This window comes from Luteimonas sp. RC10, from assembly GCF_014192745.1.
GTDB lineage: Bacteria > Pseudomonadota > Gammaproteobacteria > Xanthomonadales > Xanthomonadaceae > Luteimonas.
The window spans coordinates 119,033-135,519 of sequence record NZ_JACHYJ010000003.1 but is presented as its reverse complement, the minus strand read 5'-3'; the positions used below and the strand labels follow the sequence as shown (position 1 = coordinate 135,519).

Genomic DNA, 16,487 nt, shown 5'->3' with positions numbered 1-16,487 from the left:
GTTTCTGCCACTCGTGCGCCCATCGGGCGCGTTCCGGCGAGCACGCCCGTCCCGTCCTCATGCCTTGGATGCCTCATCTTGCGACTCTCCGGCAGCATTACCGCTCTGGCCACCCCGTTCTCGCCCTCCGGCGCGCTCGATCGGTCGGCGTGGAAACGCCTGGTGGATGCGCAACTGGCGGCGGGGACCCAGGGGCTGGTGGTCGCCGGTTCGACCGGCGAGGCGGCGACGCTGGACGATGAGGAATACGACTGGCTGATCGCCGACACCGTCGCGCGGGTTGCCGGCCGTGTGCCGGTGCTGGCCGGGACCGGGCAGCCGGGCACGGCGAAGACGATCGCGCTGACCCGCCGCGCGGCAGCGCTCGGCATCGATGCTGCGCTGGTCGTGGTGCCGGCCTACGTGCGCCCGACCCAGGCGGGGCTGGACGCCCACTTCCGCGCGGTCGCCGATGACGGCGACGTGCCGGTGGTGCTCTACAACGTACCGGGGCGGACCGGCACCGACCTGCTGCCCGACACCGTCGCCGCGCTCGCGCCGCATCCGCGCATCGTCGGCATCAAGGAGGCGCACAACGGGCAGGCGCGCATGCAGGCGCTGCTGGCGCTGCAGGGCGATGGATTCTCGGTGCTCAGCGGCGACGATCCCACGGCCGCGCGCGCGATGCTGGCCGGTGCCGACGGCACGATCTCGGTGGTCTCCAACATCGTGCCCGCGGCGTTTCGTCGACTGTGCGATCTGTCGCGCGCCGGACGTGCCGACGAGGCCATGGCCTGGGATGCGCAGTTGCAGCCGATCCATGCGTTTTCGGGCATCGAACCCAATCCGATCCCGGTCAAGGCGGTACTGGCGCGCCAGGGCTTCGGCCACGGGCTGCGCCTGCCGTTGACCTCACTGGCCGAGGCGCATCGCGCGCAGGCCGACGACGCGACGCGACTGGCGGCGGACCTGGAAGGGTCCTGCCGCGCGCGCGCCGCCTGATTTCCCAGGAGAACTCCACCCATGCGTCGATCCCATTCCCCCATCCGTTACGTCGCCATCGCCGTCCTGGCCGTCGCGGTCGTGGGCGCCAGCGGCTGCCGCTGGTTCAAGAAGGACAACGCGCTGTATGCGCAGAGTCCCGAGAGCCGGCCGCTGGAAGTGCCGCCCGACCTCGACCAGCCGCGCACCGATGGCGCGATGGCGCTGCCGCAGACCGGCGGCTCGGCGACCCAGTCGGCAACGGTCGCGGCCGCCTCGTCGAATGTCGCGTTCACCGTGGCCGGCGAGCGCGACGCGGTGTTCGCCCGCGTCGGTCAGGCGCTGGCCGGGATCGAGGGCGTGGTGGTCAACAGCCAGTCGCAGGCGCTGGGGACCTACGAGGTCAGCGATGCGGGCAGCCAGTTCCTGGTGCGCGTGGGCGCCGGGCAGGGCGGCGCGACGGTGTCGGCGGTCGATCCGCGCGGTGTCGCAGCGAGCGGCGCAGGCCCTGAGCGTGTGATCGCGGCGCTGCGCGCGGCGCTGGCCAACTGAGGACAGGGCGCCGGTCGGGTCGACCGGCATCGGCCTGCAAACGCAGAACGGGCGCCTCGCGGCGCCCGTTTTCGTTGCAATGCCCGGTCTGGCCTCAGCGTTCGAGCAGCGGCAGCTTGCCCGGCTTGCCTTCCCAGTCCTTGGCGTCGGGCAGCGGGTCCTTGCGCGTGGTGATCACCGGCCAGACCTGGGCCAGTTCGGCGTTCAGCGCGACGTACTGCTCCTGACCGGCGGGGACATCGTCCTCGGGGTAGATCGCGTTGATCGGGCACTCGGGTTCGCACAGGGTGCAGTCGATGCACTCGTCCGGGTCGATGACCAGGAAGTTCGGGCCCTCATGGAAGCAATCCACCGGGCAGACTTCGACGCAGTCGGTGTATTTGCACTTGATGCAGTTTTCGGTGACGACGAAAGGCATGGAGATCTTCGAGCACGCGGCAATGCGTCAAGTTTAAGGCAGCGCTCCACGCTCCGGTGGAAAGGATTCGCATTTGCGCGTTCGGTGCGGGCGTTACGCGTGCCACGCTGGCAGACTGGAGTGGCCATGCGTGGTGCCCGCCGGGTGCCGTGCCGAGTCGCGGCCCGATGTCCGCTTGGTGGGCCCGGCGCCCGGCGGGCACTCGATGCGCTTCCGCAGCGGAAGGCCGCCGCACACGATGGCGTCGATGCGTAGCGGTGCCGCGGTCACCTCCTCCGCGTGCGGGGGAGGTCGGCGCGTCTGCGCGCCGGGTGGGGGCGGCCCTGCGAAGCGAAGCACAGTTGCCGGACACCTCAACGAAAAAGGCCCGCTTGCGCGGGCCTTTCTCTGAAGATGGCGCTCCCTACGGGATTCGAACCCGTGTTTTAGCCTTGAGAGGGCCACGTCCTAGGCCTCTAGACGAAGGGAGCTGGGTGTACCGCCGAAGCGGCGACCGGTTGGACGACCGGTCTGCAGAACATCGGAAAGACGTGTGCAGCTTGCTAGTATAGCAGGCTTGCGGGCCCCGCAACGGGTCGCCCACGGAAAATTTTCATTTGATGCACGACGACACTTCGACTCCGGGCTCCGCGTTGCGGACCATCCCCCGCGACCAGCACATCATCTCGCGCCGGCAGATCAGCCAGAGTGCGCTGCGTGTGCTGTACCGGCTGCACGAGGCCGGGCATGCCGCCTATCTGGTCGGTGGCGCGGTCCGCGACATTCTTGTCGGCCTGGCGCCCAAGGATTTCGACGTCGCGACCGACGCGACGCCCGAGCAGGTCAAGGCGCTGTTTCGCAACTGCCGGCTGATCGGGCGGCGGTTCCGGCTGGCGCATGTGGTGTTCGGCCGCGAGATCATCGAGGTCGCCACCTTCCGCGCCAACGTCGACGACGGCAGCGGCGATCGCGAGGTGCACGACGACGGTCGCCTGCTGCGCGACAACGTCTACGGCACGATCGAGGATGATGCGGTCCGGCGCGACTTCACCGCCAACGCACTCTATTACGCGATCGCCGACTTCTCGGTGCGCGACTACGTCGGCGGCTTCGAGGATGTCGAGAACCGCGTGCTGCGGCTGATCGGCGATCCGGAGACGCGCTACCGCGAAGACCCGGTGCGGATGCTGCGCGCGGTGCGGCTGGCGGCCAAGCTCGGCTTCTCGATCGCGCCCGAGACCGCGGCGCCGATCCCGCACCTTGCCGGGCTGTTGTCCGAAGCGGCGCCGGCGCGGCTGTTCGAGGAATGCCTGAAGCTGTTCCTGTCGGGTCATGCGGTGGCGAGTTTCGAGGGCCTGGAGCGGCATGGCCTGCTGGGCGCGCTGTTCCCCGAGACCGCCAAGGCATTGGCGAGCAATCGCAGCGGCGCATTGCGCACGATGGTGGTCGCGGGCCTGCGCTCGACCGATGCCCGCATCGCTGCCGGCGATCCGGTGTCGCCGGCCTTCCTGTTTGCGACCCTGCTGTGGCCGGCGTACTGCCGCACGTTGATGAAGTTGCAGGCCGAGGGCGTACAGCCGGTGGATGCGCAGCGCCGGGCCGCGGATCGGGTGACGCTGCACCAGTTGTCGACGGTCGCGCTGCCGCGCCGGTTCTCGCTGCCGATGCAGGAGATCTGGCTGCTGCAGGCGCGCTTCCCGCAGCGCCAGCGCAAGCGGGTGACCCGGATGCTCTCGCACCCGCGCTTTCGCGCCGCCTTCGATTTCCTGGTGTTGCGCAGCGCCGCGTCCGAGGCCCATGCCGCCGATGTCGCGTTCTGGCAGGAAGCCCAGCGCGATCCCGACCACGCGATTGCGCTGTTTCCCGGCGACGAGGACGGCGACAGCGAGGGGCAGGCCCCGCGCCGCAAGCGCCGCCGTCGGCGCGCGCCCGCAGCTGGATGAGTGCCAGGCCGGCGGAGGCGCCGCGCGTGCGCGCCTGTGTCGGGCTGGGCGCCAATCTCGGCGACGCGGTCGCGACGTTGCACGACGCGGCGCGCGCGCTGGCGGCCTTGCCCGGCATCTCGGGGTTTGCGCTGTCGCGCTTCTATCGCACGCCCGCGTGGGGCGTGACCGATCAGCCGGATTTCATCAACGCCGCGGCAGCGTTCGAGACCGGCCTGCCGGCAACTGCACTGCTCGAGACGCTGTTGTCGATCGAGACAGCGCTGGGGCGACGCCGCGCAGCCGATGGCAGCGACCGCTGGGGGCCGCGCACACTCGACCTGGATCTGCTGCTGTACGGCGATGCCGTGCTTGCATTGCCGGGACTCACCGTGCCGCATCCGCATCTGCATGCGCGCGCATTCGCACTGGTGCCGCTGCTCGATGTCGCGCCCGATGTACGGATTCCCGGCATCGGCGCAGCCGTCGAGGTGCTTGCGGGCATGGATCGAAGCGGCATCGAAGCGATACCCTAGGGCGATGACCACGCCCAACACTTCCGCGCCGGTGACCGTGCCCGCGCTGTTCGAGGCCCGCGCCGCGGGTCGCCGGCTCTCGATGCTCACCGCCTACGACGCCGGGTTCGCGCGCGCATTCGATGCCGCCGGGGTCGAGCTGCTGCTGGTCGGCGATTCGCTGGGCATGGTGGTGCAGGGGCACGGCTCGACCTTGCCGGTCACCACCGACGACATGGTCTATCACACCGCCTGCGTGGCGCGGGGAGCCCGGCGCGCGCTCATCGTCGCCGACCTGTCGTTCCAGGCCGATGCGACGCCCGAGCGCGCACTCGATGCCTCGACGCGGTTGCTGCAGGCCGGCGCCGGCATGGTCAAGCTGGAAGGCGCGAGCGCGAACAAGCGCGAGGTCGTGCGCTTCCTGGTCGAGCGCGAGATCCCGGTCTGCGCGCACCTGGGGCTCACTCCGCAGTCGGTGCTGCGCTTTGGCGGGTTCAAGGTACAGGGCCGCGACGAGGCGGCCGCGCAGGCGCTGCGCGAAGATGCGCTCGCGATCGCCGAGGCGGGTGCCTCGTTGATCGTGCTCGAGGGCGTGCCGGCTGCGCTGGCGGCCGAGATCACCGCGGCTTCTCCGGTGCCGACGATCGGCATCGGCGCCGGCCCGGGCTGCGACGGCCAGGTGCTGGTGCTGCACGACATGCTGGGCCTGGACAGCGGCCATCGCCGGCCGAAGTTCGTCCGCGACTTCCTGGCCGATGGCGGCTCGGTTGCGGGCGCGGCGCGTGCCTACGTCGCCGCGGTGCGCGACGGCAGTTTCCCCGGCCTCGAACATTCCTACAGCTGAGCGCCGCGCCGCCGGCCTTCGCCCGAATCCGCACGCCCCCATGATCGAAACCGTCGACAGTCTGACCGTCCTGCGCACGCGCATCGCGGCGTGGAAGCGCGCAGGCCTGCGCGTGGGCCTGGTGCCGACGATGGGCAATCTGCACGCGGGGCACTTTTCGCTGGTCGCGGCCTTGCGCGCACAGGTCGACCGGGTCGTCGCCAGCGTGTTCGTCAATCCCACCCAGTTCGGGCCCAACGAGGATTTCGCGCGCTATCCGCGCACGCCCGAGCAGGACGCGCAGGGACTGGCCGCTGCGGGCTGCGACCTGCTGTGGCAGCCGTCGGTGGAGACGATGTATCCGCTGGGGCTGGCGAACACGGTCACCGTGCGCGTGCCCGGGATCACCGAGGTGCTCGACGGCGCGCACCGTCCGGGGCACTTCGATGGCGTGGCGACGGTCGTCGCGCGCCTGTTCAACCAGGTGCAGCCCGATGTCGCTGCGTTCGGGCGCAAGGACTACCAGCAGTTGGCGGTGATCGCCCACCTGGTCGCCGAGCTCGCGTTTCCGGTGCAATTGCTGCCGGTCGCGATCGCCCGCGATGCCGACGGGCTGGCGCTGAGCTCGCGCAACCAGTACCTGGACGCCGACCAGCGCGCACTGGCGCCCCAGCTGTATCGCACGCTGCAGGCAATGCGCGAGGGCCTGCGCGCCGGTCGCGCGCCGGCCGAGGTCGAGGCCGACGCCCTGGCCCAGCTCAGCGCGCACGGTTTCGACGTCGACTATGCGGTCGTGCGCACCCCCGCGCTCGGTGCACTGGCGCCAGACGATCGCGAGGCGGTCGCCTTGCTCGCGGCCCGGCTGGGCACGACCCGGTTGATCGACAACCTCGAATTCAGCCTGGCACCGGCGTCCGCGGCCGGCTGAATCGCCGCCCGCGCGGCCGTGGCGCATGTTGCGATGCCGCACGCGGCGCCTATACTTGCCGACTCCTGCGGAACGCCCGCGTCTGCCAACGGCCGCACCCGGCCGCCGCCATGCAACTGACCCTGCTCAAAGCCAAGATCCACCGCGCGTCCGTGACCCACGCCGAGCTGCACTACGAGGGCTCGTGCGCGATCGACGGCCATCTGCTCGATCTGTCGGGCATCCGCGAGTACGAGCGCATCGAGATCTACAACATCAATAACGGCGAGCGGTTCGCGACCTATGCGATCCGCGCCGAGGCCGGCAGCGGCATCATCTCGGTCAACGGTGCCGCTGCGCACAAGGCCGGCGTCGGTGATCTGGTGATCATCTGTGCCTACGGTGCGCTCGACGAGGCGCAAGTCGCCAAGTTCAAGCCGACCCTGGTCTATGTCGACCGGCAGAACCGGATGACCCACACCAACGATTCGATTCCGGCGCAGGCCGCCTGATGACGATGGCGGCGCGACTGCTCCGCGACACGCTGACGCCACATGCGCGGCGCCTGGACGCGGCGCGCATCGCCGACCTCGTCGCCGCCGATGCCGCGCGTCCGCGCGACTTCGCGCTGCGCGTGGGCGGGCTCTACGCCAGCTTCGCGCGCCAGCGCTTCGACCGCGAGGCACGCGATGCGCTGCTCGCGCTCGGCGCGTCGGCCGAACTGGCGGCCGCGATGCGCGCGCTGTTCGATGGCGCCATTGTCAACACCTCCGAGCAGCGCCCGGCGCTGCACGTCGCACTGCGTTCGGCGCTGTCGCAGGCGCCGGCCGCGCGTGACGCCCGCGAGCAGGCGCTCGCTGCGCGCACGCGCATGCGCGCGCTGGTCGCGCAGCTCGAGGCCTCCGAGGTCACCGACATCGTCAATGTCGGCATTGGCGGCTCCGATCTGGGCCCGCGCCTGGTCGTCGATGCGCTCAAGGACTTCGGCACCGGGCGTTTCCGTGTGCATTTTCTGACCAACGTCGACGGCAGCGACGCCCAGCACCGCCTGGCGAAGCTGGATCCGGCGAAGACCGCGGCGATCCTGGTCTCCAAGACCTTCGGCACGCAGGAGACCCTGCTCAACGGCGCGGTCGTGCGCGACTGGCTGGGCGGCAGCGAGCGGCTGTACGCAGTCAGCGCCAACGTGCCGCGCGCGCAGGCCTTCGGCGTTGCGCCCGAGCGCGTGCTGCCGATGTGGGACTGGGTCGGTGGCCGCTATTCGCTGTGGTCGGCGGTCGGGTTCTCGATCGCGCTGGCGATCGGCGCCGACGGCTTCGAGGCCTTGCTCGACGGCGCGGCCGAGATGGACGCGCACGCCCTGCAGACGCCGCTGGCCGGCAACCTGCCGCTGCTGCACGCGCTGACTGCCATCTGGAACCGCAATGCGCTGGGCCTGGCCACGCACGCCGTGCTGCCCTACGACGAGCGGCTGGCGCTGCTGCCGGCCTACCTGCAGCAACTGGTGATGGAGAGCCTGGGCAAGTCGGTCACGCCCGAGGGCGAGGCGGTCGGACTCGACACCGTGCCGGTGCTGTGGGGCGGACCGGGCACCAACTCGCAGCACAGTTTCTTCCAGGCGCTGCACCAGGGTACGCAGACGGTGCCGGCCGATTTCATCGGCGTGGTGAATCCGGCGCACCCGCATGCAGACAACCACGCCGCGCTGCTGTCGAACCTGCTCGCGCAGACCGAAGCGCTGGCCAACGGGTTTTCCGCCGACGATCCGCAGAAGTCCTACCCCGGCAATCGACCGTCGACCTTGTTGCTGCTCGACCGGCTCGATCCGCGCAGCCTCGGCGCGCTGATCGCGCTCTACGAGCACAGCGTCTACGCGCAGTCGGTGCTGTGGGGCATCAACGCCTTCGATCAGTGGGGCGTCGAACTGGGCAAGCGCATCGCCGGCGAGCTGCTGCCCGCGGTCCAGGGTCAGGACGTCGAGATCGCCGACCCGGTCACCCGCGCGCTGCTCGACGAACTGCGCGCACGCCGCAACGCCTGATCCGCGTCGATCATCTCCCCGCGCACGTGGGGAGGTCGACGTGCGTAGCGCGCCAGGTGGCGCATGGGCTTGTCGCGCAAAGCGCCCCCATCCCAACCTTCCACCCGTGAAGGGCGCAATGCCCCGTAAGCGGGGGAAGGGCAAAGCGTATCCGTGCGTGCGGGAGTCCGCCGCGCGCCGGATGCTGAAGTCACCTCCCCCGCGTGCGGGGGAGGTCGGCGTGCGCAGCGCGCCGGGTGGGGGAGGGGCTTTGCGGCCCTGTCATTCCACCAACGCTGACCTGCCGCCATGGCAACCGTCGTTCGCGCCAGCCGCGATCGACCGAACGCCGCATGCGATGTGCGGCGTCGTCACCGCGCGTCGTGCTGCGCCAGCGCCCATTCGACATGCTCGTCGACCAGCGCATCGCCCGAGTGCCGGCGCGTGCGCAAGGTGGCGATGGTGTCGGGGGCGGTCGGCGCGTTGCCCAGTGCGACGGCGATATTGCGCAGCCAGCGACGATGGCCACTGCGGCGCAGCGGTGAGCCTTCGGTGCGCTGCAGGAATTCGTCCTCGTCCCAGGCGAACAGATCGGCCAGAGTTGCGCTGTCCAGACCGTTGCGGGCGCGGAAGTCGGGTTCGTCGTGGCGCTTGGCGAACTTGTTCCACGGACACACCAGCTGGCAGTCGTCGCAGCCGAAGATGCGGTTGCCGATCGGTGCGCGCAGCGGTTCGGGAATCGCGCCGTCGTGTTCGATCGTCAGATAGGAGATGCATCGGCGCGCATCGAGCCGGTAGGGCGCGACAATCGCCTGTGTCGGGCAGACATCGATGCAGCGCGTGCAGGTACCGCAATGCGCGCTCGCTGGCGGATCGATCGGCAGCGGCACGTCGACGTAGATCTCGCCGAGGAAGAACCACGAGCCGCCGCGCTTGTCGATCAGGCAGGTGTGCTTGCCGATCCAGCCCAGGCCGGCGTTGCGCGCAAGCGCGCGTTCGAGCACTGGCGCCGAATCGACGAACACCCGATGGCCGAACGGGCCGATCTCCTCGGCGATACGGTGCGCGAACTTCTGCAGCCGGTTGCGCATGAGCTTGTGGTAGTCGCGACCGAGCGCATAGCGCGCGACGTAGGCGCGGCGGCCGTCGGCCAGCGTGTCCCAGGCGCTGTCGTCGTCGTTGCGACCGTAGTCGAGCCCCACCGAAATCACCCGCACGGTGCCGGGCAGCAGTTCGGCGGGACGTGCGCGCAGCGTGCCGTGGCGCGCCATCCAGTCCATCGTGCCGTACAGCCCCTGGGCCAGCCAATCGCGCAGGTGCGCCTCGTCTTCGGCGAGTTCGATCCCGGCAATGCCACAGCGCTGGAAGCCCATCTCGGCCGCGATCGCGCGGATGCGCGCAGCCACCTGCTGCGGCTCGGGCGGGGCGCGTGCCGGTGGCGCGGCATCGGGGATGTCGGGGCGGGGACTCACGATGCGTGAAGTATAGAATCGGCGCGATGAGCCCACCCTGTGCCTCGAACGCGGCCTCCATGCCGGGAACCCTGCTGTACGACGCGGCGGCCCTGCGCGCGCTCGAGACCGCGGCGATCGCAGCCGAGGGCGGCGATGCCGGCGTGCTGATGGCGCGCGCCGGGCAGGCCGCGTGGCGTCTGGTGCAGAGCCGCTGGCCGCAGGTACGCACGCTCGTCGTGGTCTGCGGACCGGGCAACAACGGCGGCGACGGCTACGTGCTCGCACGCCACGCGCAGTCGGCCGGCTGCGAGGTGCAGGTGGTCCGGCTCGACACGCATGCGCCACGGACCGAGCTGTCGCGCGCCGCCTGCGCGGCCTTCGTCGAGGCCGGCGGCCGGATCGTGGCATTCGATGGCGGCCCGCTCCCGTCGGCCGGACTGGTCGTCGATGCTGTGTTCGGCATCGGCCTGTCGCGCGCGCCCGACGCCGATGCCGCGGCCTTGATCGCCGCGATCGATGCCGCGCCCGCGCCGGTGCTGGCGCTCGACGTGCCCAGCGGCCTGGACGGCGATCGCGGCAGCGTGCCGGGGGCCGCGGTGCATGCCGAGGTCACGCTGCAGTTCCTCGCCGCGCACGTCGGCCTGCAGACCGGTGACGGCCCCGACCATGCCGGCGACCTCACACTCGATCCGCTCGGCGTCGATCCGGCGCTGATGGCCGCCGGCGGGCCCGGCGCCGCGCGCCGGATCGAAGCCAATGACCTGGCGCACTGGCTGCGTCCGCGTCTGCGCAACAGCCACAAGGGGGCGTCCGGCCGCGTGCTGGTCGTCGGTGGCGACCATGGCATGGGCGGGGCGGTGATGCTGGCCACCGAGGCTGCGCTGCGCGCCGGGGCCGGGCTGGTGTCGGTCGCGACCCAGGCGGCGCATGTCGCCCCGCTGCTGGTGCGCTGTCCAGAGGCGATGGCCCGCCGCATCGACAACACGTCCGCGCTCGCGCATCTGCTCGCGACCGCCGATGTCGTTGCGCTCGGACCGGGGCTGGGGCGCGGTGCCTGGGGCCATGGGCTGTACGACGAGGTGCTGGGCAGCGGCCGGCCGCTGGTGCTCGATGCCGATGCGCTGACCCTGCTGGCCAGCATGCCCCGTGCGCTCCCGTCCGGGACCGTGCTGACCCCGCACCCGGGGGAAGCCGGGCGCCTGCTCGGCGGCGCGACCGCCGACATCCAGCGCGACCGGCCCGCTGCGGTGCGTCGGCTCGCCGCCCAGACCGGCGCGGTCGTCGTGCTCAAGGGGACGGGGACACTGGTCTGTGCACCGGGCGGCACGCCCTGGCTGGTCGCCGCCGGCAACCCGGGCATGGCGACCGGCGGCATGGGCGATGCGCTGACCGGCGTGATCGCCGCGCTGCGCGCGCAGAGCCTCGATCCCGAAGCCGCCGCGGCCTGTGGCGCGCTGCTGCATGCCGCCGCCGGTGATCTCGCGGCGCGCAGCGGTGGCGAGCGCGGGTTGTTGCCGGTCGACCTGGTCGCCGCGCTGCGTCCGCTGGCCAATCCAATGCCCTTGGAGACGTGGCGATGAGCCTCTGGCAACTCGACGGCGAGGCCGCCACGCAGGCCTTCGCACAGGCGCTCGCCGCCACGGCGCCCACGCCGGCGGTGGTCCATCTGCAAGGCGATCTGGGCGCCGGCAAGTCCACGCTGGCACGCGCCTGGCTGCGCGCACTCGGCGTGACCGGCACGGTCCGCAGTCCCACCTACACGCTGGTCGAGCGCTACCCGGTGGCGGGCGGGGAGGCGCTGCACCTGGATCTGTACCGCATCGGTGACATCGGCGAACTGGAGTTTCTCGGCCTGGACGATGTCGCCGCGCGGCTGTGGTTGATCGAATGGCCCGAGCGTGGCGCCGACGCGTTGCCCAAGCCCGACCTGCGGGTCGCGCTGGCATTGTCCGGCGAAGGCCGCAGTGCCCGCCTCGACGCGCTTTCGGACGACGGGCTGCGCTGGTCCGAGCGCGTCGCAGCCGCGGTCCGTTTGCCAACTGTTGCTGAACCGAAACCGTAGGAAGGACACGCAGGCTGCGGATTTGCAAGGGAAAACGTCTTGCATTGTCCTGGCGGCGATGATTGACTAGCCCCATGCGTATCCGGGGGATCAATCTGTCTCAGGCCTTGCTGGCGCTCGCGCTGCTCGCGGCGCTGTGCTGGAACCTGGCCTATGGCGCCGAACTGCGCGGCGTCGACCTGCAGACCGGTGCGACCGGGACGCGGGCCGAATTGCGGCTGGACGGCAAGGCCGAGTTCTCGGTGATCTCGCTGGCCAATCCCGATCGCCTCGTGGTCGATCTGCCCGGCACCAAGCTCCGCGGCGGCCTGGCGCTCCCGGCCGCGCGCGGCGTCGTGCGCAGTGTGCGGACCGGCCAGCCGGTGGCCGGCACCACCCGGATCGTGTTCGATCTCGCCAGCCCGATCGTGGCGATGGCGCCACGTCTGGAAGAAGGCGGCGACGGCGCCCGCCTGGTCGTCGAGTGGCCGGGTGACGGCGATGCCGACCCGATCGCGCGGGTCGCCGCGCAGACCGCGACCCCGCCGGCGGCCACTGCCGGCGCGGCGCCCGCCGCCGGTGCGCCTGCCGCGCGCACGCCGCCGCCCGATCCTGCGCTCGCCTCCAACGATGCCACCTCGCGGCTGATCGCCGAGATGGCCCGCGCCCGTGCGCCGGCCACGCCGGCACCGCAGCCCGTCGCGCCGACCCCGGTGCCGGCAGCGTCTGCGGCCGCGCCCGTCGCCCAGGCGCCGGTGCCGACGCCCGAGGCCGCGGTGCCGGCGCCGCGCAGCGCCGCCCCGCCGCTGCCGACCGCGGTCGGACCGGGCATGCGTCCGCTGGTGATCGCGATCGACCCGGGCCATGGCGGGCAGGATCCCGGCGCGATCGGACCCAGCGGCACCTACGAAAAGCACGTGGTGCTGGCGATCTCGCGCGAACTGGCGCGCCAGATCAACGCCACGCCCGGCATGCGCGCGCATCTGATCCGCGACAACGACAGCTATGTCGAATTGCCGCAGCGCGCGCGGCGCGCGCGCCAAGCCAAGGCCGACATGTTCGTGTCGATCCATGCCGATGCCGCGCTCAATCGCGCCGCCTACGGGTCCTCGGTCTACACGCTGTCGCTGCGCGGGGCGTCCTCGCAGCAGGCGCGCTGGCTGGCCGACCGCGAGAACAGTGCCGACCTGGTCGGCGGCGTGCGCCTGGAGAAGGACACGCTGTCGAATGTCTTGCTCGAGATGGCGCAAAGCGGGCACATGCGCGCATCGCAGGAGGCCGCGACGCACGTGTTGACCGGGCTGCGCGATGTCGGCAAGACCCACAAGTCGAACGTCGAGTACGCGAACTTCTCAGTGCTCCGCAACGCCGACATGCCGGCGATGCTGGTCGAAACCGGCTTCATTTCCAATCCCGAGGAAGAACAGCGGCTGCTCGATCCGGCGCACCAGCGGCGCGTTGCCGCTGCGGTGTTGCAGGGGATCAATGCCTTCTTCACCAGCCAGCCGCCGCCGGGCACGCTGTACGCGGCGCGCGCCGCGGCCGCGGCGGCCGGGGCCAGCAGCGGCGGCGGCAGCCCCTGAACCGGCCGGATCGCGCTGTCCGGCAGTCGCGTCCAGCGCCCGCTATCATCCCGGTCCCCCTCTCAAAGCGCCTTGGCGCCGCCGTGCCGTGCCCATTCGCCAACTGCCCGACATCCTGATCAACCAGATCGCCGCCGGCGAGGTCGTGGAGCGACCGGCCTCGGTGGTCAAGGAACTGGTCGAGAACGCGCTCGATGCCGGTGCGCGCCGGGTCGACATCGAGCTCGAGGAAGGCGGGGTCCGTCTGATCCGCGTCCGTGACGATGGCGGCGGCATCGCGCCCGAGGAATTGCCGCTGGCGGTGTCGCGGCACGCCACCAGCAAGATCGGTTCGCTCGACGATCTCGAATCGGTCGCCACCCTCGGTTTCCGTGGCGAGGCGCTGCCGTCGATCGCTTCGGTCAGCCGCTTCTCGCTGGCTTCGCGCCGCGAGGACGATGCGCACGGCAGCGTGCTGCAGGTCGATGGCGGGCGCGTCGGTGATCTGGCCCCCAAGCCACATCCGCGCGGCACCACCGTCGAGGTCCGCGACCTGTTCTACAACGTGCCGGCGCGGCGCAAGTTCATGCGTGCCGAGCGCACTGAGCTGGGCCACATCGAGGAATGGCTGCGTGCGCTGGCGCTGGTGCGGCCGGATGTCGAGCTGCGGGTGAGCCACAACGGCAAGCCCGCGCGCCGATACAAGGGCGATGAAGACCTGTTCTCGGGCGCGCGCCTGGTCGAGACGCTGGGCCGCGAATTCGCCGACGCCGCGCTGCGGATCGACCATGCCGCGGCGGGCCTGCGGCTGTCGGGCTGGATCGCGCGCCCGGCGTACTCGCGCGCCAGCGCCGATCAGCAGTATCTGTACGTCAACGGCCGATCGATCCGCGATCGCAGCGTCGCGCACGCGGTCAAGCAGGCCTTCGCCGATGTGATGTACCACGGGCGGCAGCCGGCCTACGTGCTGTTCCTCGAACTCGATCCGACCCGGGTCGACGTCAATGTGCATCCGGCCAAGCACGAGGTGCGGTTCCGCGACGCGCGGCTGGTGCACGATTTCGTCTATCGCACGCTGCATGAGGCGCTGGCCGACACCCGCGCCGGGCAGGCCGGCGATGTGGCGACCGAGGTGCCGTCGCCCGGCGCGCCGTTCGCCGCCGGCCCGGCGACCGGCACCGCTGCCGCCTGGTCGCGGCCGATGCCGCAGACGCACCTGGCGCTGCGCGTGGGCGAGGCGCGTGCGGCCTATGCCAGCCTCTACGGCGGCGGCATGGGCGGCGGCGATACTGCGGAGAGCCACGCAGGGACGGATGCGACGTTCGCGCCGGGGCCCGCGGTCGGCAATGCGTGGACGGGCGCCGCCGGCGCGAGCGCGCATGGCATGGCTGCGGACAGCAGCACCGCTGCCGACAGCGCCGCCTTCGTCCCGCCGCTCGGCTACGCGGTCGCGCAATTGCATGGCATCTACATCCTCAGCCAGGCAGCCGACGGCATGATCGTCGTCGACATGCACGCCGCCCATGAGCGCATCGGCTACGAGCGGCTCAAGACCGCGCACGACGGTGAGGGCGTGCGCATGCAGCCGCTGTTGGTGCCGCAGACCGTCGCGGTCTCCGAACGCGAAGCGGATGTCGCCGAGCAGGAAGCGGGCACGCTCGCCGACCTGGGCTTCGAGGTCACGCGCACCGGGCCGCAATCGCTGCTGCTGCGCGGCGTGCCGGCGCTGCTGGTCGATGGCGACACCGAGGCGCTGTTGCGCGATGTGCTGGCCGATCTGCGCGAGCACGGCGAGAGCCGTCGCGTGCGCGCGGCGCGCGACGAGTTGCTCTCGACGATGGCCTGTCATGGCGCGGTGCGCGCGAACCGACGGCTGACGGTGCCCGAGATGAACGCCCTGCTGCGGCAGATGGAGGCGACCGAGCGCTCGGGGCAGTGCAATCATGGTCGCCCGACCTGGGCACATTTCCCGCTCGCGGAGATCGACCGTTGGTTCCTGCGCGGGCGTTGAGCGCGCGTCCGCTCGCAGCGCCTGGGCACGTGTCCGAAGACGCGCGCGCGACGGCGACTGTCCGCGTTCCGAACCGTTTTCATTCTGGAGTCCGCATGCGTTTGCTCCCTGTGTTGCGCGCCGCCCGTGTCGCTGCGCTCGCGTTCGTGTTTCTGGGTCTGGCACCGACGGCATGGGCGCAGTCGCCCGTCGCGACGGGCGAAGTCGCGCCGTCCGCGGTGCCTCACATCGCCGACGTGCCCGTGCCGGCACCGCCGGTCCCGCTGCTATGGAAGGTCTCGGGCGATCACGGCGCGCTCTATCTGCTGGGCTCGTTCCATTTCCTGCAGCCTGCGGACTATCCGCTGTCCGAGGACGTCGCCCGGACGCTGGCGGCGGCAGGCGAGGTGGTCTTCGAGCTCTCGCCCGAGGAACTGGAATCGCCGACGCTGGCAATGCAGATGATGCAGGCCGGTCTGCGCAGCGATGGCAGCCGCCTCGACGACGACCTGCCGCCGGCGCTCGCCGCCGACCTGGCGGCCTGGGGCGAGGCGAACCTCGCCGCACAACCGACCGGCGGCATGAGCGCGCAGAGCCTGCAATTGTTCAAGCCGTGGTTCGCCTCGCTGCTGGTGACCACGACCGAACTGGGGCGCTACGGCCTGCAAGCGCAACTGGGCATGGATGCGTATCTGGCGCGGCAGGCGCGTGAGGCGGGCAAGGCGACCGCAGGGCTGGAGACCGCCTCCGAGCAGATCGGCTTTCTCGATGGTCTGGGCCAGGTCGAGCAGGTCGAGATGCTGCGCGAGGCGCTGGACCAGGCGCAGGGCGGACAAGCCTCGATCGAGGCGCTGCATGGCGCCTGGCGCGCGGGCGATGCGGCGCAGTTGTGGAACGGCATGGCGCTGGACATGCGCGCGCGCTTTCCCGCGCTGTATCGGCGGATCAACACCGAGCGTAACGATGCCTGGTTGCCCAAGCTCGAGCAGATGCTGCAGCAGGACGGCGAGATCCTGGTCATCGTCGGCACGCTGCACCTGCTGGGCGAGGATGGCGTGGTCGAGAAACTGGCGGCCAAGGGTTACGAGGTCGAGCGCATCTGCAGCGCCTGCGCGCCGCCGCCGGCGATCGAGATCGGCGACGGCACCGCACCGGTGCCCGAGGAGCGCACGCCTGCAACGCCGCCAGTGACGGCGCCTCAGGACGAGGTGCCCATGCCGCCGGCCGATGCAGACGACGTACCGCCGCCGCAGCCCGAGCTGCCCGCGCGCGACTCCGCCACGCCAACACGTTGAACCTGGCGGCCGCAGGCCGCCGCAAGCATCGCGCCCCGGCCTCAGGTCG

At 71.2% G+C, this 16,487-nt stretch carries 14 protein-coding genes, 1 tRNA gene and 1 pseudogene; 13 read left to right on the top strand and 3 right to left on the bottom strand.

From position 1 onward, the window contains the following. Nucleotides 1-78: 78 nt before the first annotated feature. Together dapA and FHW73_RS07540 are read left to right on the top strand one after the other, a co-directional pair. Nucleotides 79-981: a 4-hydroxy-tetrahydrodipicolinate synthase gene (gene dapA, locus FHW73_RS07545; RefSeq protein ID WP_183426104.1), complete on the top strand. Its 903-nt coding sequence runs from the start codon at nucleotides 79-81 to the stop codon at nucleotides 979-981. 21 nt (nucleotides 982-1,002) lie between these two features. Then, the gene (locus FHW73_RS07540) at nucleotides 1,003-1,512 is read left to right on the top strand and encodes a hypothetical protein (protein WP_183426103.1); all 510 of its coding nucleotides are present in this window, start codon (nucleotides 1,003-1,005) and stop codon (nucleotides 1,510-1,512) included. A gap of 94 nt (nucleotides 1,513-1,606) precedes the next feature. Here FHW73_RS07540 and fdxA read toward each other — a convergent pair whose 3' ends face one another. Beyond that, nucleotides 1,607-1,930, bottom strand: a complete 324-nt coding sequence (fdxA, locus tag FHW73_RS07535) for a ferredoxin FdxA (RefSeq protein ID WP_183426102.1) — start codon at nucleotides 1,928-1,930, stop codon at nucleotides 1,607-1,609. A 394-nt stretch (nucleotides 1,931-2,324) separates the two neighbouring features. After that, nucleotides 2,325-2,400 (bottom strand) — tRNA-Glu (locus tag FHW73_RS07530). Nucleotides 2,401-2,562: 162 nt separating this feature from the next. On the opposite strand from FHW73_RS07530, the pseudogene pcnB reads away from it, so the two are divergent. From pcnB to pgi, 6 genes and pseudogenes are all read left to right on the top strand, one after another. Next, nucleotides 2,563-3,852 (top strand): annotated as a pseudogene (pcnB, locus tag FHW73_RS07525) (polynucleotide adenylyltransferase PcnB); the annotation flags it as partial. Next, nucleotides 3,849-4,367 (top strand): 2-amino-4-hydroxy-6-hydroxymethyldihydropteridine diphosphokinase, encoded by a 519-nt coding sequence (folK, locus tag FHW73_RS07520; protein ID WP_183426100.1) that lies wholly within the window; start codon nucleotides 3,849-3,851, stop codon nucleotides 4,365-4,367. The pseudogene pcnB and the gene folK, both read left to right, overlap by 4 nt. 4 nt (nucleotides 4,368-4,371) lie before the next feature. Continuing rightward, entirely contained in the window at nucleotides 4,372-5,190 is an 819-nt protein-coding gene (gene panB / locus FHW73_RS07515) for a 3-methyl-2-oxobutanoate hydroxymethyltransferase (RefSeq protein ID WP_183426099.1), read from the top strand. A 40-nt stretch (nucleotides 5,191-5,230) separates the two neighbouring features. Then, nucleotides 5,231-6,097, top strand: a complete 867-nt coding sequence (gene panC, locus FHW73_RS07510) for a pantoate--beta-alanine ligase (RefSeq protein WP_183426098.1) — start codon at nucleotides 5,231-5,233, stop codon at nucleotides 6,095-6,097. A 110-nt stretch (nucleotides 6,098-6,207) separates the two neighbouring features. Continuing rightward, a complete protein-coding gene (gene panD / locus FHW73_RS07505; protein ID WP_183426097.1) occupies nucleotides 6,208-6,588 on the top strand; it encodes an aspartate 1-decarboxylase in 381 nt (126 codons plus the stop codon). Nucleotides 6,589-6,593: 5 nt separating this feature from the next. After that, nucleotides 6,594-8,117, top strand: coding sequence for a glucose-6-phosphate isomerase (pgi, locus tag FHW73_RS07500; protein ID WP_255492857.1), 1,524 nt, complete (start codon nucleotides 6,594-6,596; stop codon nucleotides 8,115-8,117). Nucleotides 8,118-8,467: 350 nt separating this feature from the next. Here the strand turns inward: pgi and queG are convergent, their stop codons facing one another. Beyond that, complete coding sequence (gene queG, locus FHW73_RS07495; protein ID WP_345776165.1) at nucleotides 8,468-9,550, bottom strand: tRNA epoxyqueuosine(34) reductase QueG; 1,083 nt, start codon at nucleotides 9,548-9,550, stop codon at nucleotides 8,468-8,470. Nucleotides 9,551-9,594: 44 nt separating this feature from the next. Between queG and FHW73_RS07490 the strand changes: the two genes are divergently transcribed. The 5 genes from FHW73_RS07490 (at nucleotide 9,595) to FHW73_RS07470 (ending at nucleotide 16,438) form a co-directional block, all read left to right on the top strand. Beyond that, entirely contained in the window at nucleotides 9,595-11,130 is a 1,536-nt protein-coding gene (locus FHW73_RS07490; RefSeq protein ID WP_255492803.1) for an NAD(P)H-hydrate dehydratase, read from the top strand. Beyond that, entirely contained in the window at nucleotides 11,127-11,612 is a 486-nt protein-coding gene (gene tsaE, locus FHW73_RS07485) for a tRNA (adenosine(37)-N6)-threonylcarbamoyltransferase complex ATPase subunit type 1 TsaE (protein ID WP_183426094.1), read from the top strand. The genes FHW73_RS07490 and tsaE overlap by 4 nt, the downstream gene beginning before the upstream one ends. A 74-nt stretch (nucleotides 11,613-11,686) precedes the next feature. Continuing rightward, nucleotides 11,687-13,174: an N-acetylmuramoyl-L-alanine amidase gene (locus FHW73_RS07480; protein ID WP_183426093.1), complete on the top strand. Its 1,488-nt coding sequence runs from the start codon at nucleotides 11,687-11,689 to the stop codon at nucleotides 13,172-13,174. Nucleotides 13,175-13,262: 88 nt separating this feature from the next. Then, nucleotides 13,263-15,164 (top strand): DNA mismatch repair endonuclease MutL, encoded by a 1,902-nt coding sequence (gene mutL, locus FHW73_RS07475; RefSeq protein WP_183426092.1) that lies wholly within the window; start codon nucleotides 13,263-13,265, stop codon nucleotides 15,162-15,164. A 95-nt stretch (nucleotides 15,165-15,259) separates the two neighbouring features. After that, complete coding sequence (locus FHW73_RS07470; protein WP_183426091.1) at nucleotides 15,260-16,438, top strand: TraB/GumN family protein; 1,179 nt, start codon at nucleotides 15,260-15,262, stop codon at nucleotides 16,436-16,438. Nucleotides 16,439-16,487 lie beyond the last annotated feature (49 nt).

Bases quoted from the DNA above. Each gene is read 5' to 3' on its own strand.
- FHW73_RS07540 (WP_183426103.1), top strand. From the start codon at position 1,003: ATGCGTCGATCCCATTCCCCCATCCGTTACGTCGCCATCGCCGTCCTG.
- fdxA (WP_183426102.1), bottom strand. From the start codon at position 1,930: ATGCCTTTCGTCGTCACCGAAAACTGCATCAAGTGCAAATACACCGAC.
- folK (WP_183426100.1), top strand. From the start codon at position 3,849: ATGAGTGCCAGGCCGGCGGAGGCGCCGCGCGTGCGCGCCTGTGTCGGG.
- panB (WP_183426099.1), top strand. From the start codon at position 4,372: ATGACCACGCCCAACACTTCCGCGCCGGTGACCGTGCCCGCGCTGTTC.
- panC (WP_183426098.1), top strand. From the start codon at position 5,231: ATGATCGAAACCGTCGACAGTCTGACCGTCCTGCGCACGCGCATCGCG.
- panD (WP_183426097.1), top strand. From the start codon at position 6,208: ATGCAACTGACCCTGCTCAAAGCCAAGATCCACCGCGCGTCCGTGACC.
- pgi (WP_255492857.1), top strand. From the start codon at position 6,594: ATGGCGGCGCGACTGCTCCGCGACACGCTGACGCCACATGCGCGGCGC.
- FHW73_RS07490 (WP_255492803.1), top strand. From the start codon at position 9,595: ATGAGCCCACCCTGTGCCTCGAACGCGGCCTCCATGCCGGGAACCCTG.
- tsaE (WP_183426094.1), top strand. From the start codon at position 11,127: ATGAGCCTCTGGCAACTCGACGGCGAGGCCGCCACGCAGGCCTTCGCA.
- FHW73_RS07480 (WP_183426093.1), top strand. From the start codon at position 11,687: ATGCGTATCCGGGGGATCAATCTGTCTCAGGCCTTGCTGGCGCTCGCG.
- FHW73_RS07470 (WP_183426091.1), top strand. From the start codon at position 15,260: ATGCGTTTGCTCCCTGTGTTGCGCGCCGCCCGTGTCGCTGCGCTCGCG.